Here is a 26,018-nt window from a genome sequence, read left to right on the forward strand (position 1 = left end):
CTGCCAGTTCAAACGCTATCCTTCGACACTGCGTGAATAAAAACCGGGTGAGAGACCGATTCCCACCCCCTAAAAGCGGACATTTGAACTTGGCCAGTAAGCGGACATTTCAAAATGGCTTTGACAATTCGAATTTGGAGATCGAGTCATTATTTCCGCATTTCGTCGAACGCCGGCGCGCATCGCCGCAGTCGAGCCATTTCCAAATTCTCGTAACGAGATTAGAAAAGCAGCCAGAGAAGTCCGACTTTAGATTTAATGATCGGAATCAATGACCTGAGGACTTTACGTACGCTGCCGCACATTGTGCGCGGCTAGTAGGGAATATTTTTCATTACGGTTGTAGCGCAAAAAAACGAATGGAATTTGGGCTATGGACACCCTGACAGACGTGCGTGGGCACACTGAGATTAACCGGATCCGAATCGACCAAAGCGTCGCCCTGAAATCTTTTGACGACGTAATTCCCCAGGAGACGATCGCCGAAATCAACCAGTTCATCGACCATTTGTTTGACACGACCGCTCCGCGCTCGCAATCCGGCGCGAAGATTGCCGGGATGCTGCGTGGCGTTCAGGCCTTTCGCGAACTCGAGCAGTCGATCTGCGCGAATGCGCGCGCGATGGCCGCCAGGATCGGGCAGACAAACTTACCGGCCGAGCCGTTCCACGTACTGCGTTGCGCGAGCAAGGCTTCGCTGGCGGAGAGCCACTGCCGCCACTACGACTCGCACCTGCTGACGCTGCTGATTCCGCTTCAGCTCGCACCCGACGGCGTTCACAACGGCGATCTCGTGATGTATTGCAAGCCGCGCCTGTCGGTCACGACGCTGACCAACGTGATCTGCAAGATGCGGCATGGTTTCCTGCATAGCCTGCCGCTCAGTTGGCGCAGCTGGCATACCCTGCATGATCTGCGTGTGGGCAACTGCAAGCGCATTCCGGTCAAACCGGGCAGCGTCTACGAATTCAACGGCTTTGCGCTTCAGCATGCGAACCTCGACGTACAGAACGGGCAGCGGCGCACGCTCCTGATTCACTACTACGACCCCGGTCACTCGCTCGGCCTGAGCGGCGTGCTGCGGCGCGGGCGTATCGGCTGAGGTCCGCCTCGCAAGGCTGAAATCGCCACCTTTCCTTGCCGGTATCGCAAGCGCACATCGTAAGTTCTACTGCATCGGACAGCAGGCGTCTGCATGCGGGATCGCAATGCACAAATGCACACCGGCGCACAGCACGCCGCTGCTGCGCGCGCCGGCCACGTCACTGCCCTATCGCCCCGTCGAAGCAAGCCGATTTCACTTTGCTTTTAATCCGGCATAGACTGAATCCAGACTTTTTCCGTAAGACGCTTTCTTCGCACTTGCCGTGACCGTTGCCGTGCGCGGCGACGGATGTTTTTGTCGTGCTCCGCGAGCCGATGGCGGTCCGACCGGTTCGTGCCTAATCAACACTGAAAAGGGACGACTCATCATGGCCGATACCGGTTACATGGCACGCAAAACCATCGCTGAGATCGTCGCCAGCGCCGACGTCGAAGAAGGCCGTCATCTGTCCAAAACGCTGGGCGCGACGAGTATCACCGCGATGGGCATCGGCGCGATCATCGGCGCCGGCATCTTCGTGCTGACGGGGACCGCCGCCGCGCAGTTCGCGGGGCCGGCCATCACGCTGTCGTTCATCCTGGGCGGCATCGCGTGCGCGTTCGTCGGCCTGTGCTATTCGGAGCTCGCGGCGATGCTGCCCGTGTGCGGCAGCAGCTACACGTACACGTATGCGACGCTCGGCGAAATCTTCGCGTGGATCATCGGCTGGGATCTGATCCTCGAGTACGCGATGGGCGCCGCGACCGTCGCGGTCGGCTGGTCCGGCTATATCGTGAGCCTGTTGCGCAACGTCGGTATCGACATCCCAGCTACCCTCGCCGCCGCCCCCGGCACCGTCGTCAAACTGGCCGATGGCTCGACGGTCACCGGCGTGATCAACCTGCCGGCGGTGGTGATCATCGCAATCCTGACCACGTTGCTCGTGTTGGGGACCAAGGAATCGGCGCGCCTGAACAACGTGATGGTCGCGGTCAAGCTGACCGTGGTGGTCGCGTTCATCGCGATCGGCGTGTTTTTTATCAAGCCGGAACACTGGCATCCGTTCATTCCTGCCAACACCGGCCAGTTCGGCAGTTTCGGCATGAGCGGCATTCTGCGCGGCTCGGCCGTGGTGTTCTTCGCGTTCATCGGCTTCGATGCGGTGTCGACCGCCGCGCAGGAGGCGCGACAGCCGCAGCGCGACATGCCGATCGGCATTCTCGGCTCGCTGGTGATTTGCACGGTGCTGTACATCCTCGTTGCCGCCGTGCTGACCGGCCTCGTTCCGTACACCGAGCTGAACGTTCCCGATCCGATCGCCAAGGGCGTCGACACGATCGGGCTCACGTGGTTCGCGATACTGATCAAAATCGGCGCGTTGACGGGGCTGACCACCGTCATACTCGTGCTGCTCTATGGACAAAGCCGCATCTTCTTCACGATGTCGCAGGACGGTCTGTTGCCGCACTTTTTCGCGAAGGTGCATCTGCGTCTGCACACACCTTATCTGAGCCAGATCCTGATCGGCACGGTCGTCGCGATCGTCTCGGCGCTGACGCCGATCGGCGTACTCGGCGAGATGGTCAGCATCGGCACGCTGTTCGCGTTCGTGCTCGTGTGCGGCGCGGTGATCTATCTGCGGCGCAGCGACTCCGAGGCGGCGCGTCCATTCCGGGCACCCGGCGTACCGGTCGTGCCAGTGCTCGGCATCCTGTTCTGCCTGCTGCTGATGGTCGGCCTGCCGCTCGTCACGTGGCTGCGTCTCGTCGTGTGGCTCGTGATCGGCATGACGATTTATCTGTCATACGGCCGCAATCATTCGGTGTTGCGCCATCCGGAGCGCAAGCGTACGTGACTGTTATTCAGTGACAATTGCATGCCTTTAAATAGCCGCGATTACCGGATGGGCAATTGACATGTAATTGACGATTGCCATTCAACCTGCCGGTCTCTTTGGACATGCGCGCTGCGTCTCTATCCGGCGATCCACGTGGTGCCGCGTTTGCGAGCGCGAAGCCTGGTCCTGCTCGCGACACCAAGAATAAATTGACAAGCCACCCAGACACGGTAGGATCAACGGAAATATTTTTCCGCGCATTAACGCGCCCACACTCGTTCCCAATAGTTAATTCGACCGCAAACCGGTAAAACCGTCACCGATCTCACGCGCAAAAAAGACTGCCTTGATCAAAGGAGTTTCGCTTGCTTTGCTCCGCATTTCGCCTGCGTAGTCGTGCCGTATCGCTGCTTGTTACCGGTTTGCCGCTCCTGCTTGCCGCCTGCAACGACCGGTCGCAGACTCCCACCGCCGCGTCGATGCCGCCGCCGGTTCCCGTGCTGGTCGAAACGGTTTCCACCACCCCTGTCGCCGATGTGGTCGAGTTGCCGGGCCGCATCGAGGCCGTGCGCACCGCCGAGATTCGCGCGCGCGTCGATGGCATCGTCGAGCGCACGCTCTATCAGGAAGGCACGGACCTGCCGGCCAACGCCCCGCTCTTCCAGATCGACGCGAGCGACTATCGCGCGCAGTTGCAGCAGGCGCAGGCCGCACTCACGCGCGCGACCGCCGTGCGAGACAACGCGGCGTCGGTCGTGGAACGGTTCAAGCCGCTCGTCGGCCGTCATGCGGTCAGCGCGCAGGAATACGACGCCGCGCTCGCGACGATGCAGCAGGCACAGGCCAATGTCTCCGATGCGCAAGCGGCGGTTGCGCTTGCGCAACTGCGGCTGGATCGCTGCATCATACGCACGCCGATCGCCGGGCGCGCGGGCCGCGCGCTCGTCACCGAAGGCGCGCTCGTCAGCGCGGGCGCGGCAACGCTGCTCACGCAAGTCAATCAGCTGACGCCGATCAACGCGGTGTTCACGCAGTCGAATACCGTGATGCTCGATGTCGAGCAGCAGATCCAGTCGGGCGCGCGCAAGCCGACCAGCATGAAGCACGTCGAGGTGCAACTGATCCTCGCCAACGGCCAGGTCTACAACGAGCGCGGTTTTCTCGACTTCGCCGATCTCGTCATCGATCCGTCGACCGGCACGCAGACGGTGCGCGCGCGCTTCGCAAATCCGGACCGCACGCTGTTGCCGGGGCAGTTCGTGCGCGGGCGCATCATCGCGGCGGGCACGCTGCAGGGCATCCGTATTCCCGAGCGGGCGGTGCAACTCGACAACGGCGTTGCGAGCGTCGCGCTGGTCGCCGACGACGGCACCGTGGTTCGCCGCAACATCGATCTAGGCGAACAGGGCGAAGGACGCTGGACCGTGCGCGGTGGCCTGAAGCCCGGCGAGCGCCTGATCGTCGACGGCTGGCAGAAGGTGCAACCGGGTCAGCACGTCGACGCGCGGCCCGCGCCCGATGCTTCGCCAGCGGCGCAGCCGGCCGCGCCCCCCGCCCCCGCTTCTGCCGCGCACTGACGGGCGGGCCGATGAATCGATTCTTTGTCGCCCGGCCGGTTTTCGCGTGGGTCATCGCCCTGTTCATCGTGCTGTTCGGCGCGATCGCGCTCGCGCTGTTGCCGGTCGAGCAGTACCCCGACGTCGCCCCGCCGTCGCTCAGCATCGCCGCGGTGTACAGCGGCGCCGACGCGAACACGCTCGAGCGTACCGTCACGTCGATCGTCGAGGACGAGATGAACGGCATCGACAATTTCCTGTACATGTCGTCGGTGAGCCGCTCGAACGGCACGATGCAGATCACCGTGGTGCTGAAGCCCGGCACCGATCTCGACGTCGCGCGCAGCCAGGTGCAGGACCGTCTGAGCCGCGTCGAGCCGCGCCTGCCGCTCGAAGTCCGGCAGGTCGGTGTGCGCGTGACGAAGGCGTCGTCGGGCTTTCTGATGCTGCTTGCGCTGCAGGCGACCGACAGCTCCACCAGCGCCGTCGCGATGGGCAACTTCGCGACGAACAACATCGTCAACGAGTTGCGCCGGATCGACGGCGTCGGCGACGTGCAGCTGTTCGGCTCGTCGTACGCGATGCGAATCTGGATCGATCCGCGCAAGCTCGCGGGCTTTGGTCTGTCGGCAAGCGAGGTGCTGCAGGCGATCCAGGAACAGAACAGCCAGACCGCCGGCGGCGGCCTCGGCGATCAGCCGATCGCGCCGGGCTCCGAATTCACCGCGCAGATCGTCACGCAAAGCCGCTTCACCACGCCCGAGCAGTTCCGCGAGATCATCGTGCGCGCGAATCCGGATGGCTCGACCGTGCGGGTAGGCGACGTCGCGCGCGTCGAACTCGGCAACGACAGCTATGGCAACCGGCTCACCGTCAACGGCAAGGCGTCGGCCGGCATCGCGATCCAGCTCGCGAGCGGCGCGAATGCGCTCGCGGTAGCGAACGCGGTGCGCCAGCGCATGCGCGAATTACAGCCGATCTTCCCGCGCGGCGTCACGTGGACCGTGCCGTTCGACACCACGCCGTTCATCACGACCTCGGTGCAGGGCGTGATCCGCACGATGGTCGAAGCGCTGCTGCTCGTGACGGTCGTGGTGTTCCTGTTCCTGCAGGACTGGCGCGCGACCGTGATCCCGACGATCGTCGTGCCGATCGCGCTGATCGGCACCTGCGCGGGGCTCTATCTGTTCGGGCTGTCGATCAACATTCTGTCGCTGTTCGGCATGGTGGTCGCGATCGGTATCCTCAACGACGACGCGATCGTCGTCGTCGAAAACGTCGCGCGCATCATGCGCGAGGAAGGGCTCGGCGCGCCGCGCGCAACCGTCAAAGCGATCGGGCAGATATCGGGAGCGGCGATCGCGAGTACGCTGGTGCTCGTCGCGGTGTTCATTCCGATGGCGTTTTTTCCTGGCTCGACGGGCGGCATCTACCGGCAGTTTTCGGTCACGCTGGCGGTGTCGATCCTGCTGTCGACGGTGCTGGCGCTGACACTCGGCGCGGCGTTGTGCGCGGCGATGTTGCGCAGCGAGGCGGCCGCAAAGCGACGGCCGAAGAACCCCGCGTCACGTCTGCTGCACGGCGTGTTCGGCGGCTTCAATCGCGCGCTCGACGCGGGCACCACGCGCTATATCGGCGGCGTCGATGCGATGCTGCGCGCGCCGCTGCGCTGGCTGCTGGTGTTCGTCGCGGCCTGCGCGATCACCGCGTTTTTCTTCACGCGGCTGCCGACCGGCTTTCTGCCGACCGAGGACCAGGGATACATATTCGTCACCTATACCGGGCCGCCGGGTTCGACCGACCAGCGCACGCAGCGTGCGATCGATCAGGTCGAGGCGTTCTTGCGAACGCAGCCGCAGGTGCGCAACGTCGCGTCCGTGACGGGCTTCAGCTTCTTCGGTCAGGGGCAATCGGCGGCGCTGTCGTTCGTCGATCTGAAGCCATGGGACGAGCGCTCGGGCGAGGAAAATTCGGCGAGCGCGCTGGTGCGCCGCGCGAATGCGGCGTTCCGGCAGATTCCCGGGGCGATCATTTTCGCGCTCGATCCGCCGCCGATTCCGTCGCTCGGCACCGCGACCGGCTTCACGATGAAGATCCAGGATCGTAGCGGCGTCGGCGGCGAAGCGCTGCAACAGGCCGCGCAGCGCATGATGATCGATGCGTCGCAAAGCCCTCTTCTTGCGGGCGTGCGCGCCGAGGGCATGCCGGAGGCGCCGCAACTCTATGTCGAGATCGATCGCGTGAAGGCGCGCGCGCTCGGTCTGCAGATCGGTCAGGTGAACCAGGCGCTCGCGCTGACGTTCGGTTCGAACTACGTGAACGACTTCGTGTTCGAGGGCAACGTGCTGCGCGTGCTGTTGCAGGCTGACGCCGAGCAACGCATGCGCGCCGAGGACGTGAGCGCACTGCGCCTGCGCAACAACCGCGGCGAGATGGTGCCGTTTTCGGCGTTCTCGCACGTGCGCTGGATTTCCGGGCCGCAGCAACTCGAACGCTATAACGGCTTTCCGTCCGCGACGCTGTCTGGGCAGGCCGCGCCCGGCCGTTCGAGCGGCGCGGCGATCGCCGAGATGGAACGCATCGCGTCGCACGTGTTGACCGGCAGCCTGAGCTACGAATGGACCGGCACTGCGTTCGAGGAAAAACAGGCGAGCGGGCAGATCGGCATGCTGCTGGGATTGTCGCTCGTCGTCGTGTTCCTGCTGCTCGCGGCGCTGTACGAGAGCTGGGCGATTCCGGTCGCGGTGTTGCTGATCATCCCGTTCGGCGTGATTGGCGCGGTACTGCTGACGATGCTGCGCGGACTGTCAGCGGACGTGTACTTCAACATCGGCCTCGTGACGATCATCGGCCTTGCCGCGAAGAACGCGATTCTGATCGTCGAGTTCGCGATCAAGGAGGAAGCCGAAGGAAAGGATGCGCTGGCCGCTGCGAAGAACGGCGCACAGCAGCGTCTGCGCCCTATTCTGATGACGAGCGTCACGTTCGTGTTGGGCATGCTGCCGCTCGTGCTCGCGACCGGCGCGGGCGCTGCGAGCCGGCGTGCGGTCGGCACCGGCGTGATGGGCAGCATGCTGACCGCGACGATGTTCGGCATCTTCTTTACGCCGCTGTTCTACGTGGCCGCGCGTCGCTGGCTGAGCCGCAAGAAGCGCAGCATCGATCTCGACGATGACGATCGGCCGACGGCCACGCCGGGCGAATTGGGTAGAGGGCAGCGCGATGCCTAAGAGCCTTCATCCGAGCCTTCATCGGTGCCTTCATCAGCGCCTGCTGCTGCCCCTCTTCTGCTGCTCGCTCGCCGCCTGCAACTTTGCGCCGAAGTATCAGCAGCCCTCGCTGCCGATCGCCGATCATTTCGACACGACGGAGACCGTCAATCCGGCCACCGCGCATCTGGCAAGCGAAGTCGACTGGCAGACCTTCTTCGCCGATCCGCGACTGAAGCTGCTGATCGAGGCCGCGCTCGAGCACAACCGCGATCTCGCCGCGTCGATCGCGCGCATCGAGCAGGCGCGCGCGTTCTATCGCATCCAGAACGCCGCGCGTTTGCCGCAGGTCAATGCGAACGCGGGTGCGACCCGCACGAAGGCGCCGCTCGGTTCGATCGACCCCGAGTTCGACAACACGGACATCTCGGTCCAGTTCAACCAGTACAACGTGCAGGCCGCGGTGACGTCGTTCGAACTCGACTTCTGGGGGCGTGTGCGCAACACCAGCGAAGCGGCGCGGCGCCGGTATCTGGCCACCGTCGACGCGCAGCACGCGTTCCGTTTGTCGCTGATCGGCAATGTCGCGTCGAACTACTACGCGATCCGTTCGGGGGAAGAAGGCATCGCGCTTGCGCAACGGACGCTCGACAGTCGGCGCTACGCGCTGGAAGTCGCGAAGATGCGGCTCGATGCGGGCGTCACGTCGATGGTCGATTACGACCAGGCCGCCATTCTCGTCACGCAGGCGCAGACGCAGCTCGCGGAGCTGCAACGAACCACCGCGCAGCAGCGCAATCTGCTCGAGGTGCTGATCGGCGGGCCGCTGAACGAGGCGCTACCGCAAGCGCCGCCGATCGCCGACGCCGCGCAGTTCCGCGAACTCGATGCGGGCCTGCCCTCCGCGTTGCTGATCGACCGGCCGGACATCCAGCAGGCCGAGCAGCAGCTGCGCGCGGCCAATGCCGACATCGGCGCCGCTCGCGCGGACTTTTTCCCGCGCATCGCGCTGACGGGCAGCTTCGGTTATGTGTCGCCGGAACTCGGGGATCTGTTCGTGCCGGCCAAGCAGGCGTGGTCGTTCGGCGCGCTGGTCGGCATGCCGATCTTCGATGCGGGACAGCGCCAGGCGCAACTCGCGCAGGCGCGCGCGCGGCGCGACGAACTGGTCGCCGACTATCAGCGCACGGTGCAGAACGCGTTTCGCGAGGTCTCCGATGCATTGGTCGCACGGCAACGCTACAAGGAGCAGATCGCGGCGCAGGAACAGGCGGTGCAGGCGCAGCGGCAGCTCGCCGAAACGGCGGAGCTGCGTTACGAAAACGGGATCTCGATCTATCTGGAGGTAGTGGATGCGCGACGCAATCAGTTTGCCGCCGAGCAGCAATTGATCCAGCTTCGGGCGACAGCGTTGCAGAATGGCGTGTCGCTTTACGTCGCGTTGGGGGGCGGACCCGACGAGCCGCCGAACGTATCGCAAAGCACGTCTCACGCGGATGGGGTCCAGCCGTCCAACTGAGGCACGCGCGCTGCATCAGCGCGTCGTGCCCGCCGCCGGCATTGCACCGGCGGGTTCTACTCATCAGCCAAGCGTCACGTCGACCGACGCCTGTTCGCCATCGCGCACCACGGTGACGGACACGCTTTCGTCCGCCTGCGCGATCATGCGGCGCAGCTGCTCGACGCCGCGAATCACCTTGCCGTCGACGGCAACGATGATGTCGCCCGCCTGAATGCCTGCCTCGGCGGCCGGACCGGTGGCCTGCTGCACCACCACGCCGCCCGGCAGCTGCGCTTGCTGCAGTTCGTCGCGGCTCAGCGGACGCACGGCGACGCCCAGACGCGGACGGTTCTGCTGCTGCGGTTGCTCCTGCTGCTCTTCGCGCGGCTGGGCCGACGCCATGTCCTGCGCTTGCTGCGCGCCCACCGTCACCGACAGCTTGTTTTCGCTGCCGTTGCGCCACACGCTGATCGTCGCTTTGCTGCCCGGCGACAGTTGCGCAACCTGACCGACCAATTCCCTGGTGTTATCGATATGCTTGCCATTCACGCCGACGATCACGTCGCCCTGGCGCAGACCGGCTGCGTGCGCGGGACCATTCGGATCGACGGAGCCGACCAGTGCGCCGCCCGTCGAGTCGAGGCCGAGCGCCTTCGCCTTGTCGGCGCTGAGCGGCTGCACGGCCACGCCGATGCGGCCGCGAGTCACGTGACCAGTGCTCACGAGCTGGTCTTTCACATGCATCGCCGCATCGATCGGAATCGCGAACGACAGACCCTGGAAGCCGCCAGTGCGGGAGTAGATCATCGAGTTGATGCCGATCACTTCGCCGTTCAGATTGAACAGCGGACCACCCGAGTTGCCCGGATTGACCGGCACGTCGGTCTGGATGAACGGGATCGGGCTGTCGTCGGACATCGAGCGCGATTTCGCGCTGATGATGCCCGAAGTTACCGTGCTGTCGAAGCCGTACGGCGAGCCGATGGCCACGACCCATTCGCCGACCTTGCTGCTGTCCGGGTTGCCGATCTTCACGGTCGGCAGATTGTTCGCGTCGATCTTGACGACGGCGACGTCGGTGGTCTTGTCCTTGCCGATCACCCGGGCGCGGAATTCACGGCCGTCGGTGAGCTTCACGCTCACGCTGGTCGCGCCGTCGACGACGTGATTGTTGGTCAGGATGTACCCGTCCTGGCTGATGATGAAGCCCGAGCCGAGCGCTTCGCCGCCGCTCTTGCGTTGACCGTTCTCGTCGATCGACGCGGCTGCCTTGACGCCGATATGCACGACCGCCGGACCATAGCGCGTGACGATGCTGGAGAAGTCCGGTGCCGACGAGCGCGAGCCGACGATATCCGCCGCCGCGTGCAGCGACGACGTCGGGCCCTGCGTGTCGCTCACCGACGCATCGGCATTGCGATGGCTGAGCGCATACGCGCCGCCAAAGGCGAGTACTACGCAAATCGCAGCGCTACCGCTCCAGTATTTTTTCGTGGTCATAGTCAAGGGAATATTGCCGAAAATTTCGAGATGGATGCGTAATGTAGTGGCCTCCTCTTAAACAAGGCTTAAAGATGGTGCTCGATCAGAACGGGCGAAGAAGCCTTGATTTATGGGCTATTTGCGCGTGCGCGCTTGCGGCCACCGTTGCCCGTGCATCTGTCGCGCGACGTGAGGATGAATTCACGTGTGGTTTGTCGTGCCCGACCGGTGATTTCCCCAGGATTGACCCCGCCGAAACCGGTTCCGATAATAGCCATATCGTGGACTTGATATCCACCATGTGGACATGAAGTTCTTTGAGCACACTTCGCGAGGAATTTCCGCATGCCAGAGGCTAATCAATCCGCTTTGACGCCGTACCAACTGCCGTTCCCGAAGGAAGCGCAAAAGGAAATCGTCGTGCCCTTCGCGATTCCGACCGACGAACGCGTGTGGGTCCCGCAGGCCGAAAACGTGTCGTTCCGTCCGCTATGTCTGAATGCGTCGCAGGGATACTGGATGAATCTGCTGCGCGTGCGCCGCTCGGGTGTGCTGAGCCGCCATCGTCATCCGCAGGCCGTGCACGGCATGGTGCTCAAGGGCCACTGGCGCTATCTCGAACATGACTGGGTCGCGACCGAAGGCAGCTACGTGTACGAGCCGCCGGGCGAAACGCATACCTTATATGTGCCCGAAGACGTCGAGGAAATGATCACGTACTTCCAGGTCAACGGCGTGATGTTCTATTGCGATCCATACGGCAACTACACCGGCTACGAAGACGTGTTCACGAAGATCGACATGTGCCGCAAGCACTACACGGCGGTCGGGCTCGGCGAAGACTACGTCGACCAGTTCATCCGGTAAACAACACGCCCAACGACTCTGCAATACCCGGAGTCACAGCAACACCATCCCGACACAGCAGGACCCATTGCGCAGGAGACAAGCATGCTTCAGAAGTCGCAACGTCTGAAACGTATCCAGGTGGTCGCCGTCGTCTTCCTGACGGTTGCGGGCATCGTCAATTATCTCGACCGCAGCACGCTGTCGATCGCGAATCATCTGGTCAGCGAGGAATTGCATCTGTCGGCTTCACAGATGGGGTTGCTGCTGTCCGCATTCTCGTTGTCGTATGCGTTCGCTCAGTTGCCGGTCGGCGCACTGCTCGACCGTTTCGGTTCGCGCGTGATGCTCGGCCTCGGCATGCTCGTGTGGTCGATCGCCCAGGTCGCGGGCGGCTTCATCCAGACGCTCAATCACTTCCTGAGCGCGCGCGTCGTGCTCGGCATCGCCGAGGCGCCGTTGTTTCCGGCTGGCGCGAAAGTCGTCAGCGAATGGTTCGCGGTACGCGAGCGCGGCACGCCGATCGGCACCTTCATCTCGTCATCCACCATCGCGCCGATGATCGCGCCCCCGCTGCTCACGGTGCTGATGCTGGCCTTCGGATGGCGAACGATGTTCGTCATCATGGGCGTGATCGGCATTATCGTCGCGCTCGCGTGGTACGTCGTCTATCGCAATCGCAGCGAAATCGCGCTGACCGAAGCCGAAACCGCGCATCTGAACGAAGGCGCGACCGCCCAGGAAAACCCGCAGGGCCTCAGCTGGTCCGAATGGGGCGCGCTGTTCAAGCTGCGCAATACGTGGGGCATGATCTTCGGCTTCATGGGCGTGATCTACATGGTGTGGCTCTATCTGACCTGGCTGCCCGGCTATCTCGAGCGCGAGCGTCATCTGAGCATCGCGCATACCGGCTGGCTGGTCGCGATTCCCTATGTGTTCGGCACGATCGGCATGGCGAGCAGCGGCGTGATCGCCGACTATCTGTTGAAGCGCGGCATGGCGCCGATCCGCAGCCGCAAGTGGCCGCTGTGTATCGGCCTCGTCGGCGCGGCCGCGTTCACGGTGCCGGCCGCCTACACGCCGAGCACGACGCTCGCGATCGTCTACGTGTCGCTCGCGATGCTGTTCGTGAACCTGTCGAGCGGCAGCGCATGGGCGCTCGTCAGCGTCGCTGCGCCGCGCCACCTGGTCGCGTCGCTCGGCAGCATGCAGAACTTCGGCGGCTATCTGGGCGGCTCGTTCGCGCCTGTGATCACCGGCATCGTCGTCGATCAGACGCATTCGTTCGTCAACGCGCTGCTGATCAGCGCGGCGGTTGCGTTCGCGGCGGCGCTCGTCTATCTGTTCGTCGTCAAGGAAGTGGCGCCCGCGCCGCTCGCGAGCTCGATCGAGACCCAACCCACTTGACGCGGCTTCTCACATGACATTCCAGAATCAGCTACTCGAAGGCAAGACCGCGCTCGTGACCGGCGGCTTGTCCGGCATCGGCGCGGCAATCGCCAACGCGCTCGCGCAACTCGGGGCGCAGACGATCGCGGCCGGTTTGCCGCTGCCCGCAGGCGCACCCGATACGCTCGAACGCGAGATCCCGCGCGTCACGCTGGACGTGCGCTCGGCGGACGCCGTAAGCGCAGCGGTTAACGCGTTCGAGCGTCTCGACATCGTGGTCAATTGCGCGGGCGTGATAAGCCGCGCCGAAGAACATCGGCTCGACGTGTTCGAACGCGTGATGGATATCAATCTGAACGGCACGATGCGGGTGTGCGCGGCCGCGCGCGACTTGCTGAAGGCGTCGGCGGGCTGCATCGTGAATACGGCGTCGATGCTGAGTTTTTTCGGCGGCGGTCTCGTGCCTGCCTATAGCGCGAGCAAGGGCGCGGTGGCGCAGCTAACGAAGTCGCTAGCCATCGCGTATGCGGCCGACGGCATTCGCGTGAATGCGGTTGCGCCGGGCTGGATCGCAACGCCGCTCACGCAGGCGTTGCAGGACGACGATGGCCGCTCGCAGGCGATCCTCGAACGGACACCGCTGCGTCGCTGGGGCACGCCGGCAGAAGTCGCGCAGGTCGCGGTGTTCCTCTGCACGCCGGCGGCGTCGTTCATGACGGGCGCGATTGTGCCGGTCGACGGCGGGTATCTCGTCGCGTGAGCCAGTCGTTGCGTGAAGCGGCGTCACCGTCGATTGAGCCATCGATAAAGCATAATTGCGTACCCCTGCCCTGCCTCTATGTAATGTCAAGTTCCGCTTCCAAACCCGCATCGCGCGCTGGCTCCGCCCGCCATGATGCCGTCCGGCACGCTGAGAACAAAGCCGACTCCAAGGCCGTCGCCGGCGCCGCCGCGTTCTCGAAGTTCATCGCGGTGCTGCAACTGATCGCCGATGCGCCAACTCCGCCCAACGTCGCGAAACTGAGCGCGGCGAGCGGCTATCCTCGCCCGACCGTGCATCGCATCGTCGCCGCATTGCAGGCCGAAGGGCTGATCATCGCGAGCGGTAGCGGCAACACCTTCGGCCTCGGACCGCGCCTGATCGATCTCGCGAGCCATAGCTGGGAGCGCTCGGATCTGCGGCTCGCGGCCGTCGACGCGTTGATGGCCTTGCGCGACCTCACGTCGGAGACGATCCACCTCGCGGTGCCGAGTCAGGGCGAGATGGTCTACATCGAAAAGCTCGAAAGCCCGCACGCGGTGCGCATGGCCTCGCGCATCGGCACGCGCGTGTCGCTGACGTCGAGCTCGGTCGGCAAGGCGTATCTGGCGACACTCACCGTGGCCGAGCGCGAGGCGCTGCTGAAGAACGCGCCACTCGCGCGTTTCACCGAGCACACGCTGACCGACCTCGACGCCGTGCGCCGCGAGATCGATGCGACCGCGCAACGCGGCTACGCGGAGGATCAGGAGGAGAACGAAGCTTCGATCTGCTGCTACGGCGCCGCGATTCGCGGCCCGGACGGCCACGCGGCCGGCTGCGTGAGCATCAGCATGCCGACCTTCCGCCGTCGCGACGATGTGCAGGCTACTTACATCGAGCCGCTGCTTGCGGCATGCCGCACGATCGCGGCGCGGCTGGGTCCGGCGAGCGGCAGATAGCAAACGATACTGCGGCCGCGGCCGTCGATAAACTGCTATTCTTGCTGTCGCGCGGCCCACGCTCCGGCCGCCCGCCGCGTGCAAGCGGCAGACCCCGACAAGCTCCCGGCGGCGCTCACGCGCCCGCCTTCGCAAAGACAGGAATACGCATGTTCGGTTTTCTGCGCGGCTACTTTTCCAACGACCTCGCGATCGACCTCGGCACGTCGAACACGCTGATCTACATGCGCGGCAAAGGCATCGTTCTCGACGAGCCGTCGGTCGTGTCGATCCGCCAGGAAGGCGGGCCGAACGGCAAGAAGATCATCCTCGCCGTGGGCCGCGAAGCGAAGCAGATGCTCGGCAAGGTGCCGGGCAACATCGAGGCGATCCGGCCGATGAAAGACGGCGTGATCGCCGATTTCAACATCACCCAGCAGATGATCAAGCGCTTCATCCAGATGGCGCATGAGGCGCGGCTTTTTGCACCGTCGCCGCGCATCATCATCTGCGTGCCCTGCGGTTCGACCCAGGTCGAGCGTCGCGCGATCAAGGAGGCCGCGCATAGCGCGGGCGCCTCGCAGGTCTATCTGATCGAGGAACCGATGGCTGCCGCGACCGGCGCCGGCCTGCCGGTGTCCGATGCGACCGGCTCGATGGTCGTCGATATCGGCGGCGGCACCACCGAGGTCGGCGTGATCTCGCTCGGCGGCATCGTGTACAAGGGTTCGGTGCGGGTCGGCGGCGACAAGTTCGACGACGCCATCGTCAACTACATTCGCCGCAACTACGGCATGCTGATCGGCGAGCAGACCGCCGAAGCGATCAAGAAGGAAATCGGCTCCGCGTTTCCGGGCTCCGAGGTCATGGAGATGGAGGTCAAAGGCCGCAACATGTCCGAGGGCATTCCGCGCAGCTTCACCGTGTCGAGCAACGAAATCCTCGAAGCGCTGACCGATCCGCTGAACCAGATCGTCTCGTCGGTAAAGATCGCACTGGAACAGACGCCGCCGGAACTCGGCGCGGACATCGCCGAGCGCGGCATCACGCTCGCGGGAGGCGGCGCGCTGCTGCGCGATCTCGACCGTCTGCTCGCCGAGGAAACCGGCCTGCCGGTGTTCGTCGCCGAGGCGCCGCTGACCTGCGTCGTGCGCGGCTCGGGCATGGCGCTGGAGCGGATCGAGAAGTTCGGCAGCTCGTTTTCCTACGATTGATGTGCGCGCCGACCACTGAACGATGACGACCCTGCCCGCCTACGAGCCGCCCGTCGACGAAACCGAGTTGCTGTTGAAATGGATTCGCCGCGCGCGCGAATCGCAGATGAGCCATTACGACATGGCCGATCTGCTGTCGGCGCGCGAGCGCCGCATGGGCTGGCTGGTGACCGCGCTGACCGCGTTCGTCGGCACCGCGGTGTTCGCGTCGTTGAGCGTGCCGCCGGTGTCGTTCGAGATGCGGATATTCGTTGGGCTCGTCAGCGTGACGGCGGCGATTTCCGCGGCGTTGCAAACGTTCCTGCGGTATGCGGAGCGTGCCGAGAAACATCGCGCGGCCGGTGCGCGCTATGGCGCGGTGCGCCGGCGGCTCGAAGCGGTGTTTGCCGGCGACGCCGATGCGCGCGAAGCGCACTACCTCACCGGCATTCGTACCGAACTCGACCGTCTCGCCGAAGACTCGCCGAACGTGCCGCCGCGAATCTTCTATCGCACGCAGCGCACGTTGCTGGCGGACAGGCCGCGTCGGCGCGACGCGTGAAACGGGCGGCTTTACGTTTCCGTTTCCATTTCCGTCTTCATTTCAGATCACAAATCGTCCGCGCTGATACCCAGCTCGGCCGCCATGCGCCGCACGACGGCCTGCAGACGGCTGACTTCGTCGGCGAGACGCTTCTGCTCGGCCTTCAGCGCCTCGAATGCGGACAGCGGCACGCTGTCGTCCTCGGCCACCGCCGACTGCGCGGCTTCGCTGAGGCTGACCTCGCCACACAACAGATGCATCCAGCGGTTCTCGCGCTCGCCCGCCATGCGCGGCAGCCGGACGACGCGAGGCGGATCGTTCGCGGCCAGTTCGTCGAGAAACGCTTCGACCGACGAGATATCGGCGAAACCATGCAGACGCGCGCTGTTCAGGCGCAATTCGGCGGCCGTTTGCGGGCCGCGCAGCAGCAGCGTGGTCAACAGCGCGATCGACTGCCCCGGCAGTCCGAGCACGCGGTTCATGTTGTGCTCGAAGCGCGGCACGCGGCTACTGCTGCCCTCGAACACGAGGCTCAGGCGTTTCAAGCCGTCGATGGCGGTCAGCACCTCGGCCTCGGTCGCGTTCATTACCGGCGCGCGGCCGGTCTTCTGATTGCAGCCGAGCGTCAGCGCGTTCAGCGATAGCGGATAACTGTCGGGTACTGTGTTCTGTTTTTCGACGAGCACACCGAGGACACGTCCTTCGAGCGCGGTCAGCGCGCGCAGCGAGGGTCGGGAAGGAGCGTCGGGAGTCGAATTCATGGGGATACGAGGTCTCGTGGAAGATGCGCGCGCCGTTCGCGGCTGGACGGCACGTCCTGTCAGGTGGCCACTATGATAAACGCGGCGCGGCCCGCGCGGTGCGGGAATCTGCGCTGCCGGGGCCGCCGCGCGTCAGGCGGTCTTCGAATACTTGAAGGTGCCCTGCGCGCTCGCGATCAGCAGCTTGCCGTCCACCCATGCTTCCGCCCGAGAAAAGAAAATCGAACGGCCCGAGCGTTCGAGAAAACCCTTCGCGGTGACCGTCGCGCCGAGCCCCTTGTCCAGATAGTTGGTGGTCAGCGACAGCGTGAAGCCATGCCGCGCCGGTTGTCCCGGCTGCGCATACAGGCCCGCGTAGCCCGCGGCGGCATCGAGCAGCGTCGCGATCGCGCCGCCTTGCAGCACGCCCTGACGATTGAGCTTGCTCGCGTCGATCGGCATCAGCAGCTCAGCGTAGCCGTCGCGCCATTGCGTCAGACGCACGCCGAGCGAGTCGAGAAACGGGTTGTCGATGGGAAAGTCGGACATGATTCGGGCCTTGGCTCGGTCGGAACGAACCGTGAGCATACCCTTGAACCGGGCGGCGGCAGCGGCCAGGCGCGCACGCGGGCAAATCCCGCCGCATCTGCTAGTGTGAAGGGATGGACATTCTGTTTCGTGGAGATTCCATGCGCTCCGCTAGCTCGAAATCTGGCGAGCCTACCCGCCTGACCGACGCGCAGATCGCCGCTGAAGCGGCACGCCGTCTCGCGTGGGACTCGGCCGTGCCGCCGCGCGCCGTGCGCGTGAAGGTCACGCGCGGGCGCATCACGCTGTCGGGCGAGCTTCAGCACGAAGCACAGCGCACCGCGATGCTCGAAGACGTGACGCGGTTGTTCGGCGTCACCGGCATCGCGGACCGGACCATGGTCAAATCGGCATAACGCGGCTCGAGCGGGTCAGGCGCGTCAGCTCTAGCCCGCTAGCAGCAGTTCCCGACAATGCCGCGCGATCTGCTTCTCCTCCTCGGTGTGCAGCACCCTCACCTTGCCCGCCGGATCGCCCTCGACGAGCCCAAGAAACGCAAGCCCATCGCATACGCGCCGCCGGACCTCGGCGCTGTGCTCGCCGATCCCGCCGGTGAACACCAGTAGATCGATGCCGCCAAGCAGTGCCGCGTAAGCGCCGATCGTCTTGCGCACGCCGGTCGCAAACGCATCGAGCGCGAGCGACGCGTGCGCATCGCCGGCCGCCGCGCCTTTTTGCAGCGCTTGCATGTCGCTTTCGCCGTCCGCGTAACCGGCCAGACCGCTCTGGCGATTGAGCAGCGTGTCCAGCGCATCCGCGTCGAGCCGTTCCGCGCGCATCAGATACAGCAGCACGCCCGGATCGAGGTCGCCGCTGCGCGTGCCCATCGGGACGCCGCCGGTCGGCGTCAGGCCCATCGTCGTATCGACCGAGCGGCCGTCGAGCAGCGCGCACAGGCTCGCTCCGTTGCCGAGATGCGCGAACACCGCGCGCGACGGCAACGCCGCGCCGAGTTGCTTGACCAGCGATTCGTACGACAGCCCGTGAAAGCCATAGCGGATCACACCGGCGTCCGCATAACGGCGCGGCAGCGGGAGCCGCGCGGCGCGCGGCGGCAGCGTCGCATGAAACGCGGTGTCGAAGCACGCGTAATGCGTGGCGTCGCGGAAAATCTGCGTGGCTTCGTTGATCAACTCGAGTGCCGGCGGGATATGCAGCGGCGCGAAGTGCAGCGCGTCGAGCAACTGACGGCGCACGTCGTCGGTGATGCGCTGGTGCGTGCGCAGATGCGGGCCGCCATGCACGACGCGATGCCCGACCGCCGAGGGCCGCGCATGATGCTGTTGCACGAGCAGTTGCGAAAGCTGTTGCAGCGCCTCGGTCTGCGAGTCGAGCCTCTGGTCCTGCTGCAACAGCACGCGGCCGTCGGCCGCCTTGATCCGCAGGCGGCCGTCGGTGCGGCCGATGCCCTCGGCCGCGCCTTCGAGCAGCAGCGTTTCGTCGTCGGCCGAAGGTGCGAAAAGCCCGAACTTCAACGACGACGACCCGCTGTTCAACACGAGGATCGTCCGTTCCTGATCGTGGTCGTGCATGGTGTTCCCCCTCAGCCTTTCCACGTCCAGTTACGGATTTCCTCCTTGTCGATCCCCTCCTCGTGCGCATATGCGAGATGCTCGATGATCTGCCCGCGCAGCCACTCCTTCGTATGATCGCCGACGCCGCGCAGCGTCGGCACGCGATCGATCGCATCGATCGCCAGCGTGAAGCGGTCGACGCCGTTGATGATCGCGAGTTCGAGCGGGGTATTGATGTTGCCCCTCTCGTTGTAGCCATGCACGTGCATGTTGCCGTGGTTCTTGCGGTTGTACGTGAGCTTGTGCACGAGCGCCGCATACGCGTGGAAGTTGAAGATCACCGGTTTGTCGGTCGTAAACAGCGAATCGAAATCACGGTCGGACAGTCCATGCGGATGCGCACGCTCCGGCATCAGGCGGAACAGATCGACCACGTTGACGAAGCGGATCTTCAGCGTCGGGCAGTGCTCCTTCAGGATCTGCACCGCGGCGAGCGCTTCCATCGTCGCGATGTCGCCCGCGCACGCCATCACGACGTCCGGCTCGGCGCCCTGATCGGTCGACGCCCAGTCCCAGATGCCGATACCTTTGGTGCAGTGAATGACGGCCGCGTCCATGTCGAGATAATCCAGATGCGGCTGCTTGTCGGACACGATCACGTTGACGTAGTCGCGCGAGCGCAGGCAGTGGTCACCAACGCTCAGCAGACAGTTCGCATCGGGCGGCAGATAGATGCGCACGACATCCGGGCTCTTGTTCGTGACCACGTCGAGAAAACCGGGGTCCTGGTGCGTGAAGCCGTTGTGATCCTGGCGCCACACGATCGACGTGATCAGCAGATTGAGCGACGGCACCGGCTGCCGCCAGCCGAGCTCGCGCTTGGATTTTTCGAGCCATTTCGCGTGCTGGTTGAACATCGAGTCGATCACGTGCACGAACGCTTCGTAGGTCGCGAAGAGCCCATGACGGCCGGTCAGGTTATAGCCTTCCAGCCAGCCTTCGAGCGTGTGCTCGCTGAGCATCTCCATCACGCGGCCGTCGGGCGACAGGTGGCCTCCGTCGGCGTCGCTCGGTTCGAGCGGATCGAGCCAGGTCTTGCCCGACACTTCATAAACCGCATGCAGCTTGTTGCTCGACGTTTCATCGGGACCGAACAGCCGGAAGTTCGACATGTTCTTGCGCATCACGTCGCGCAGGAAGGTGCCGAGCACCGCGGTCGGCGACGTATACGCCGCCGCCGGTTTCTTCACGGCGACCGCGTAATCGCGGAACGACGGCATGTCGAGCATCTTGCACAGCAGCCCGCCGTTCGCGTGCGGATTCGCGCTGATGCGGCGCGCGCCTTCGGGCGCGAGCGCGCGCAGTTCTTCGACGAGGCGGCCATTCGCATCGAACAGCGTTTCAGGACCGTAGCTGCGCAGCCAATCCTCGACGATCTTCAGACTCTTGCGATTGGTCACCGCATCGGCCACCGGCACCTGATGCGAGCGCCACGAGCCTTCCACCTTGTGACCGTCCACTTCTTTCGGCCCGGTCCAGCCCTTCGGCGAGCGCAGCACGATCATCGGCCAGCGCGGCCGAGTGGTGTCGTTGTTCTGCCGCGCGTTCTGCTGGATCGCGCGAATTTCGCTGAGGCATTGTTCGAGTGTCGCCGCCATCTGCTGATGCATCGTGTCGGGATCGTCGCCTTCGACGAAATATGGCTTGTGCCCGTAACCGACCATCAATGCCTCGAGCTCTTCATGCGGAATGCGCGCGAGCAGCGTCGGATTGGCGATCTTGTAGCCGTTCAGATGCAGCACCGGCAGCACCGCACCGTCGCGGATCGGGTTCAGGAATTTGTTCGAATGCCACGAGGTGGCGAGCGGCCCGGTCTCCGCTTCGCCGTCGCCGATCATCACGGTGACGATCAGATCAGGATTGTCGAACGCGGCGCCGTAGCCGTGCGACAGGCAGTAGCCAAGTTCGCCGCCTTCGTGAATCGAGCCCGGCGTTTCCGGCGTGCAATGCGAACCGATGCCGCCCGGGAACGAGAATTGCCGGAAAAAGCGCCGCATACCGTCTTCGTCCTCGCTACGGTCCGGATAGACCTCCGAATAGGTGCCTTCCAGATAGCAGTGCGCGAGACTCGCCGGCGCGCCGTGACCGGGGCCGGACAGAAAGATCATGTCGAGATCGTGTTTGCGGATCAGCCGGTTCAGATGCACGAGCACGAAGCTCTGGCCGGCGTCGGAACCCCAGTGGCCGAGCAGCCGGTTCTTGATGTGCTCGGGCTTCAGCGGTTCGCGCAGCAGCGGGTTGTCGCGCAGATAGATCATGCCGACCGACAGATAATTGCATGCGCGCCAGTACCGATCGAGGTTGCGCAGCATATCGGGGTCCAGAACTTGCGGTGGGGTGGGATGCGAGGTTGCTTCGGCCATGGCGTCACTCCTCGAAAAGAACTGTCAGGCTGGTTGGCGGATGATGCGGTGCAATCGAAACGAAGCCGTGGGGCACGGGTCGAATGTACTAAGCTGCTCAAACCGGGGGCGAATGTTTCTACCCCTCGCAGTATCTGGCGCTGACTGTGGCATTCGTACTGCAATTGCCTTGCGCTGTCTGCTTTCTTTTCGTGATCCTCTGTCTCAGGTCAATGGCCGCCATGTCGACATCTCCCAGTGCGCTCAAAGTGCTTAAGGTTCTGGTCCTTACGCTCGTATTGACGTTCGTGGCGGTCGGAATACCGATAGGCGTATTCGGGCTGCTGGTCAAGCTTTTCAGCCACGCATAGCACAGCGGCGCCGCTGTCGGCACGCGGACGCGAGCGCCGCGGAATGTGTATGCTCTCTGAAAAACCGGGCGCGACATTTGCATCGCGCCGCTCATTCAACGCAAGGAGAGAGCCTTGGCCAATCACAGCGACCACACCAACAACCCGTCCGCTTCGCAACCCGATCCTGAATTGCAGGCGCTCGCCCGGGAAGTCTTCGACCTCGCGCGACGCGGCGATGCGACGATGCTCGCCGCCGTCATCGAAAAAGGCGTACCGCCGAATCTGCGCAACGAGCGCGGCGACAGCCTGCTGATGCTCGCGAGTTACCACGGCCACGTCGACGCGGTGCGCACGCTGCTCGAACAGGGCGCCGATGCGAACCTGCGCAACGATGCGGGGCAGACGCCGATCGCGGGCGCCGCGTTCAAGGGCTTCGACAACGTGATCGAAACCTTGCTCGCGCATGGCGCCGACGTCGAAGGCGCATCGCCCGATGGCCGCACCGCGCTGATGATCGCCGCGATGTTCAACCGCACCGCAATCGTCGATCTGCTGCTCGCGCACGGCGCGGATCCGCATGCGCGCGACGCGAACGGCGTCAGCGCGGCCGATGCCGCCGCGCGCATGGGCGCAGCCGATACCCAGGCGCGCCTGAAAGCGCTGGGCGCTTGATCTCGCGACTTCACCCGCGACTCCATCCAAGAGGCGGTGCCCGCACATCGCGCGCGGCGCCGCCTAGTTGCCCTTCCCGCTACGCAACAGCGTCTGCACGTCGATCTCCGCCAACTCGCCGATTCGCCCGATGCTCACGTCCGCGGGCGGATTGTTCGCGATCTCCTTCGGATCGAACGCATAGTGTCCCTGGCGCGGAAACACGGTCGTCAGCTCCGCGCCCCATGCCTGCTTCATCGCGCTCAGAATCCGCAGCTTGTCGTCGACCATCACGTAATGGCGCGCCGGATAGCAATCCATCACCTGATCGAGCATCAACTCCTTGTGGATGTAGATCAGCACGCGTCCTTCGACTTCGTCCCACAGGCCCGAGCGCGAAATCTTGCGCGGCTGGAACACGACGTCGCCGTCCGACAGAATCACCGTCGGCCCGTACTTGCCGACATGCCGCAGCGCGTCGAGCGCACCCGGATAGAGCCGGTTCGCAAACGGATACTCGATCAGGAACGACGACATCAGCAGCAGACGCGTGTCGCGTGGATGCTCGGTCCGGTAGCGCTGCAGCGCGCCGAGGTAGTCGGCGTAGCCAAGTTCCTTACGCAGGTTCTCGAAGATTTCCCAGTAGCGCGCACTGTTCTCTTCGCCGAACTGCCCCATCATGTGCGCGCGCAGATCCTGCAGCACGTGATCGTTGTCGAGCAGCGTGTTATCGCAATCGAATAGAAATACGACGTCGTGCGGCGTGGCGGAAGTGACTGGCATCGCGGTTCCTCGTGGCAGGTTCGTGGATCGCCTCGGCTACTTCAGTCCGCCGTCCGGCGCGACGGGTTTTTCCGCGTGACCGCCGAAATCGTGCCGCATCGCCGACAGCACGCGGTTCGCAAAATCGGCGTCTCCGCGCGAACTGAAGCGCGCGAACAGCGCCGCGCTGAGCACCGGCGTCGGCACGCCTTCGTCGATCGCCGCGGCGACGGTCCAGCGCCCCTCGCCCGAATCCGATACGCGGCCGGCGTAGCCTTTCAGTTCGGTGTCGCCGGCAAGCGAGCCGGCGATCAGGTCGAGCAGCCACGAGCCGATCACGCTGCCGCGCCGCCACACCTCGGCGATGTCCGCGAGATTCAGATCGTACTGATACAGCTCCGGGCGGCGCAGCGGCGCCGTCTCCGCATCGGCTTCGCGCGCGTGGCGGCCGGCGTCGGCGTGGCGCAGCACGTTCAAACCCTCGGCGTAGGCGGCCATCAGCCCGTACTCGATGCCGTTATGAACCATCTTGACGAAATGCCCCGCGCCTTGCGGGCCGCAATGCAGAAAACCCTGCTCGGCGGTGCTCGCGCCCGCCACGCGGCCCGGTGTCGCGCTCTCGGTGCCGACGCCGGGCGCCAGCGCCGAGAAGATCGGTTCGAGCCGTTTCACGACCTCGGCCTCGCCGCCGATCATCAGGCAGTAGCCGCGCTCGCGCCCCGCCACGCCGCCGCTCGTGCCGACGTCCACATAGTGAAGCTGGTGCGCGCCGAGCTGTTGGCCGCGGCGGATGTCGTCGTGATAGTAGGAGTTGCCGCCGTCGATCACGATGTCGCCCGGTTCGAGCAGCGGCACGAGCTTGTCGAGCGTCGCGTCGACCACCGCGGCCGGCACCATCAGCCACACGGCACGCGGCCTGGCGAGCTTCGCGACGAGGTCTTCGAGCGAACTGGCGCCGGCTACGCCTTCCTGCTTCAGCCTGTCGACCGCCGCCGGCTGCACGTCGTACACGATGCATTGCTGAGCGCCTTTGGTCAGGCGCCGCACCATGTCGGCGCCCATCCGTCCCAATCCAATCATGCCTAGCTGCATAGCTCGCTCCGAAAGATGCTGCGTTGCGCTGTCCGATTTTCTGGTCGTCGTGTTGCGGCGGCGTGGTTGCCCTTAAGCATAGGCGCTGTGTCGCGAGGTGCGCCGAATGGGTCGAAAGAAGCCGCACTTTTTTGCAGAGGTGCGGCGCGGGTCAAAGTTCCGCGCGGCTGGAGGCGCGCCGCATCCGCACGAAAGCGAACGCGGCGGCGTCGCGCGTCATTCGCTGCGCTCGGGCAAGCGCGTGCCGCGGCGCGCGGCCAGCTTCGCGTATTGCTCAGCCGTGAAGCGCTTCACCGCGCGCCACATCACCGGATAGCGATAGCCGGGCACCGCGAACAGCACGAGCGCGCACAGCCCCAGCAGTCCGCAAAACAGGAACGTGCCGCGATAGCTGAACGCCTGCACGAGCAGCCCGGACAGCACGCCCGACAGGATCGAGCCGACCCGCGCCGCATTGAAGAACAGCGCAGTCGCTCGCCCGGGCGAGTGCGGCATCAGATCCTGCACGTAGGTCATGCCGAGGCACGAGGTCACGGCGACCACGAACGCGTTCAGCATCTGCATCGGGATCAGCACGCTGACGCTGCCGGCCAGCGACATCGCGACAAAGTACACCGCATGCACGGCCGCGCACGCGGCAAGCCAGTTCGGCTTGTGCAGCGACGACGACTTCGCGCCGAGCGCGAGCATCATCGGGATCTCGGTCAGCGCGCCGAGGCCGAGCATCACCGACACGTCGAGATGCGTGCCGTTCAGCCCGTGCACGATGTAGAGCGGCAGCACGATCATCGTCGCGTTCGCGGCGAGGCCGAGCAAGGTCAGCGCGGTCACCGAGCGCAGGATGTCGTTCGCCGACGCGGCCGGCAGCGTTTCGTGCGCATCCTCGCCGGGTTGCCGCAGCGGCGGCACCGTGATCGACGCGGACGGCTCGGACGCGGTGTCCTCGACCGTGTGATCGCCGAGATGGCTCTGCGGCTCCTGCATGCGCCAGACGATGAAGCCGCAGATCGCGAAGCTCGCGGCCGCGAACAGGAACAGCCCGGTGAAGTTCGTCGCCGCGAGCACCAGCGCGCCGACCGACGGCCCGAACACCCATGCGGCCGACAGGATCGTGCGCAGCGTCGCGCTGGCGAACACGCGCTCGGCTGGGTCAGGCACCGGCAGCGCCGCGCGGCTGAACGAGAACACCATCGAAATCGCCGAGCCGCCCGCGCCGATGAACACGATACCGACCACGAGCAGCAGCCGGTAATCGCGCACCACGCACAGACACAGGTAGCCGAGCGCGGCCAGGATCAGCGCCGCCAGCAACAACGGGCGGTGCCGCCCGCTCCTGTCGCTCCAGCGCCCGGCGGCCGTGCTCGCGAGCACGCCGCTCGCGGCGATCAGCGTCATGAAGACGCCGAGCCGGAACGGGGTCATGCCGGCGCGTTCGATGCCGAACAAAGACAGATACGGTGCGGTGAAGGACATCGCCACACCGAGCATCAGGGTGGCGGCAGCGAGCGGCTTGAAGCCAGGAATGCGAAGCAGGTCGAAAAAACGCGCAGTTTTCAACACGGGGACGGAAGGTCAGGTGGAGCGGGCCTCGCTGC

At 64.8% G+C, this 26,018-nt stretch carries 21 protein-coding genes; 13 read left to right on the forward strand and 8 right to left on the reverse strand.

The genetic code is table 11. The features are described from left to right. Positions 1-373 precede the first annotated feature (373 nt). The 5 genes from ACLFKU_RS11915 to ACLFKU_RS11935 all read left to right on the forward strand — a co-directional run bounded on the left by ACLFKU_RS11915 (position 374) and on the right by ACLFKU_RS11935 (position 9,205). Positions 374-1,102 (forward strand): hypothetical protein, encoded by a 729-nt coding sequence (locus ACLFKU_RS11915; protein WP_368583565.1) that lies wholly within the window; start codon positions 374-376, stop codon positions 1,100-1,102. A 370-nt stretch (positions 1,103-1,472) separates the two neighbouring features. Continuing rightward, positions 1,473-2,939 (forward strand): amino acid permease, encoded by a 1,467-nt coding sequence (locus ACLFKU_RS11920; RefSeq protein WP_368583566.1) that lies wholly within the window; start codon positions 1,473-1,475, stop codon positions 2,937-2,939. A 347-nt stretch (positions 2,940-3,286) separates the two neighbouring features. Continuing rightward, positions 3,287-4,498 (forward strand): efflux RND transporter periplasmic adaptor subunit, encoded by a 1,212-nt coding sequence (locus tag ACLFKU_RS11925; RefSeq protein WP_410849215.1) that lies wholly within the window; start codon positions 3,287-3,289, stop codon positions 4,496-4,498. Positions 4,499-4,509: 11 nt separating this feature from the next. Then, positions 4,510-7,707, forward strand: a complete 3,198-nt coding sequence (locus ACLFKU_RS11930) for a multidrug efflux RND transporter permease subunit (protein ID WP_410849216.1) — start codon at positions 4,510-4,512, stop codon at positions 7,705-7,707. Next, positions 7,700-9,205, forward strand: a complete 1,506-nt coding sequence (locus ACLFKU_RS11935) for an efflux transporter outer membrane subunit (RefSeq protein ID WP_410849217.1) — start codon at positions 7,700-7,702, stop codon at positions 9,203-9,205. The genes ACLFKU_RS11930 and ACLFKU_RS11935 overlap by 8 nt, the downstream gene beginning before the upstream one ends. Positions 9,206-9,268: 63 nt before the next feature. Here ACLFKU_RS11935 and ACLFKU_RS11940 read toward each other — a convergent pair whose 3' ends face one another. Further along, entirely contained in the window at positions 9,269-10,687 is a 1,419-nt protein-coding gene (locus tag ACLFKU_RS11940) for a Do family serine endopeptidase (protein WP_368583570.1), read from the reverse strand. 327 nt (positions 10,688-11,014) lie between these two features. On the opposite strand from ACLFKU_RS11940, the gene ACLFKU_RS11945 reads away from it, so the two are divergent. The 6 genes from ACLFKU_RS11945 (at position 11,015) to ACLFKU_RS11970 (ending at position 16,339) form a co-directional block, all read left to right on the forward strand. Beyond that, complete coding sequence (locus ACLFKU_RS11945) at positions 11,015-11,536, forward strand: 2,4'-dihydroxyacetophenone dioxygenase family protein (protein ID WP_410849218.1); 522 nt, start codon at positions 11,015-11,017, stop codon at positions 11,534-11,536. An 84-nt stretch (positions 11,537-11,620) separates the two neighbouring features. Next, on the forward strand, positions 11,621-12,922 hold the full coding sequence (locus ACLFKU_RS11950; RefSeq protein WP_410849219.1) for an MFS transporter: 1,302 nt from the start codon (positions 11,621-11,623) through the stop codon (positions 12,920-12,922). A 13-nt stretch (positions 12,923-12,935) separates the two neighbouring features. Beyond that, positions 12,936-13,664, forward strand: coding sequence for an SDR family NAD(P)-dependent oxidoreductase (locus tag ACLFKU_RS11955; protein WP_410849220.1), 729 nt, complete (start codon positions 12,936-12,938; stop codon positions 13,662-13,664). A gap of 83 nt (positions 13,665-13,747) precedes the next feature. Further along, the gene (locus ACLFKU_RS11960; protein ID WP_410849221.1) at positions 13,748-14,605 is read left to right on the forward strand and encodes an IclR family transcriptional regulator; all 858 of its coding nucleotides are present in this window, start codon (positions 13,748-13,750) and stop codon (positions 14,603-14,605) included. A gap of 149 nt (positions 14,606-14,754) precedes the next feature. Next, complete coding sequence (locus ACLFKU_RS11965; protein WP_176105923.1) at positions 14,755-15,798, forward strand: rod shape-determining protein; 1,044 nt, start codon at positions 14,755-14,757, stop codon at positions 15,796-15,798. Between the two features lie 22 nt (positions 15,799-15,820). After that, positions 15,821-16,339, forward strand: coding sequence for an SLATT domain-containing protein (locus ACLFKU_RS11970; RefSeq protein WP_176105924.1), 519 nt, complete (start codon positions 15,821-15,823; stop codon positions 16,337-16,339). A 47-nt stretch (positions 16,340-16,386) separates the two neighbouring features. Here ACLFKU_RS11970 and ACLFKU_RS11975 read toward each other — a convergent pair whose 3' ends face one another. Both ACLFKU_RS11975 and ACLFKU_RS11980 read right to left on the reverse strand, forming a co-directional pair. After that, positions 16,387-17,082, reverse strand: coding sequence for a YceH family protein (locus ACLFKU_RS11975; protein WP_368583575.1), 696 nt, complete (start codon positions 17,080-17,082; stop codon positions 16,387-16,389). A gap of 132 nt (positions 17,083-17,214) precedes the next feature. Next, entirely contained in the window at positions 17,215-17,610 is a 396-nt protein-coding gene (locus ACLFKU_RS11980) for a PaaI family thioesterase (protein WP_368583576.1), read from the reverse strand. 140 nt (positions 17,611-17,750) lie between these two features. On the opposite strand from ACLFKU_RS11980, the gene ACLFKU_RS11985 reads away from it, so the two are divergent. After that, positions 17,751-18,005 (forward strand): BON domain-containing protein, encoded by a 255-nt coding sequence (locus ACLFKU_RS11985; protein ID WP_368583577.1) that lies wholly within the window; start codon positions 17,751-17,753, stop codon positions 18,003-18,005. A gap of 30 nt (positions 18,006-18,035) precedes the next feature. Here the strand turns inward: ACLFKU_RS11985 and ACLFKU_RS11990 are convergent, their stop codons facing one another. Together ACLFKU_RS11990 and ACLFKU_RS11995 are read right to left on the reverse strand one after the other, a co-directional pair. Beyond that, positions 18,036-19,181 carry an acetate/propionate family kinase gene (locus tag ACLFKU_RS11990; RefSeq protein ID WP_410849222.1) on the reverse strand — a complete coding sequence of 382 codons (1,146 nt, stop codon included), beginning with the start codon at positions 19,179-19,181 and terminating at the stop codon, positions 18,036-18,038. Positions 19,182-19,192: 11 nt separating this feature from the next. Beyond that, on the reverse strand, positions 19,193-21,586 hold the full coding sequence (locus ACLFKU_RS11995; RefSeq protein ID WP_410849223.1) for a phosphoketolase: 2,394 nt from the start codon (positions 21,584-21,586) through the stop codon (positions 19,193-19,195). 464 nt (positions 21,587-22,050) lie between these two features. Here ACLFKU_RS11995 and ACLFKU_RS12000 point away from each other — a divergent pair, with 464 nt between their 5' ends. Then, the gene (locus tag ACLFKU_RS12000; RefSeq protein WP_410849224.1) at positions 22,051-22,590 is read left to right on the forward strand and encodes an ankyrin repeat domain-containing protein; all 540 of its coding nucleotides are present in this window, start codon (positions 22,051-22,053) and stop codon (positions 22,588-22,590) included. Positions 22,591-22,653: 63 nt separating this feature from the next. Here ACLFKU_RS12000 and ACLFKU_RS12005 read toward each other — a convergent pair whose 3' ends face one another. The 3 genes from ACLFKU_RS12005 to ACLFKU_RS12015 all read right to left on the reverse strand — a co-directional run bounded on the left by ACLFKU_RS12005 (position 22,654) and on the right by ACLFKU_RS12015 (position 25,983). After that, positions 22,654-23,352 (reverse strand): HAD family hydrolase, encoded by a 699-nt coding sequence (locus ACLFKU_RS12005; RefSeq protein WP_368583581.1) that lies wholly within the window; start codon positions 23,350-23,352, stop codon positions 22,654-22,656. Between the two features lie 36 nt (positions 23,353-23,388). Continuing rightward, complete coding sequence (gene gnd, locus ACLFKU_RS12010; protein ID WP_410849225.1) at positions 23,389-24,423, reverse strand: phosphogluconate dehydrogenase (NAD(+)-dependent, decarboxylating); 1,035 nt, start codon at positions 24,421-24,423, stop codon at positions 23,389-23,391. Between the two features lie 216 nt (positions 24,424-24,639). Next, on the reverse strand, positions 24,640-25,983 hold the full coding sequence (locus tag ACLFKU_RS12015) for a sugar efflux transporter (RefSeq protein ID WP_368583583.1): 1,344 nt from the start codon (positions 25,981-25,983) through the stop codon (positions 24,640-24,642). Positions 25,984-26,018 lie beyond the last annotated feature (35 nt).

The sequence above is a fragment of the Paraburkholderia sp. EG304 genome (assembly GCF_046543485.1).
Classification (GTDB): domain Bacteria; phylum Pseudomonadota; class Gammaproteobacteria; order Burkholderiales; family Burkholderiaceae; genus Paraburkholderia; species Paraburkholderia youngii.

Bases quoted from the DNA above. Each gene is read 5' to 3' on its own strand.
- ACLFKU_RS11915 (WP_368583565.1), top strand. From the start codon at position 374: ATGGACACCCTGACAGACGTGCGTGGGCACACTGAGATTAACCGGATC.
- ACLFKU_RS11920 (WP_368583566.1), top strand. From the start codon at position 1,473: ATGGCCGATACCGGTTACATGGCACGCAAAACCATCGCTGAGATCGTC.
- ACLFKU_RS11930 (WP_410849216.1), top strand. From the start codon at position 4,510: ATGAATCGATTCTTTGTCGCCCGGCCGGTTTTCGCGTGGGTCATCGCC.
- ACLFKU_RS11935 (WP_410849217.1), top strand. From the start codon at position 7,700: ATGCCTAAGAGCCTTCATCCGAGCCTTCATCGGTGCCTTCATCAGCGC.
- ACLFKU_RS11940 (WP_368583570.1), bottom strand. From the start codon at position 10,687: ATGACCACGAAAAAATACTGGAGCGGTAGCGCTGCGATTTGCGTAGTA.
- ACLFKU_RS11945 (WP_410849218.1), top strand. From the start codon at position 11,015: ATGCCAGAGGCTAATCAATCCGCTTTGACGCCGTACCAACTGCCGTTC.
- ACLFKU_RS11950 (WP_410849219.1), top strand. From the start codon at position 11,621: ATGCTTCAGAAGTCGCAACGTCTGAAACGTATCCAGGTGGTCGCCGTC.
- ACLFKU_RS11955 (WP_410849220.1), top strand. From the start codon at position 12,936: ATGACATTCCAGAATCAGCTACTCGAAGGCAAGACCGCGCTCGTGACC.
- ACLFKU_RS11960 (WP_410849221.1), top strand. From the start codon at position 13,748: ATGTCAAGTTCCGCTTCCAAACCCGCATCGCGCGCTGGCTCCGCCCGC.
- ACLFKU_RS11965 (WP_176105923.1), top strand. From the start codon at position 14,755: ATGTTCGGTTTTCTGCGCGGCTACTTTTCCAACGACCTCGCGATCGAC.
- ACLFKU_RS11970 (WP_176105924.1), top strand. From the start codon at position 15,821: ATGACGACCCTGCCCGCCTACGAGCCGCCCGTCGACGAAACCGAGTTG.
- ACLFKU_RS11975 (WP_368583575.1), bottom strand. From the start codon at position 17,082: ATGAATTCGACTCCCGACGCTCCTTCCCGACCCTCGCTGCGCGCGCTG.
- ACLFKU_RS11980 (WP_368583576.1), bottom strand. From the start codon at position 17,610: ATGTCCGACTTTCCCATCGACAACCCGTTTCTCGACTCGCTCGGCGTG.
- ACLFKU_RS11985 (WP_368583577.1), top strand. From the start codon at position 17,751: ATGCGCTCCGCTAGCTCGAAATCTGGCGAGCCTACCCGCCTGACCGAC.
- ACLFKU_RS11990 (WP_410849222.1), bottom strand. From the start codon at position 19,181: ATGCACGACCACGATCAGGAACGGACGATCCTCGTGTTGAACAGCGGG.
- ACLFKU_RS11995 (WP_410849223.1), bottom strand. From the start codon at position 21,586: ATGGCCGAAGCAACCTCGCATCCCACCCCACCGCAAGTTCTGGACCCC.
- ACLFKU_RS12005 (WP_368583581.1), bottom strand. From the start codon at position 23,352: ATGCCAGTCACTTCCGCCACGCCGCACGACGTCGTATTTCTATTCGAT.
- gnd (WP_410849225.1), bottom strand. From the start codon at position 24,423: ATGCAGCTAGGCATGATTGGATTGGGACGGATGGGCGCCGACATGGTG.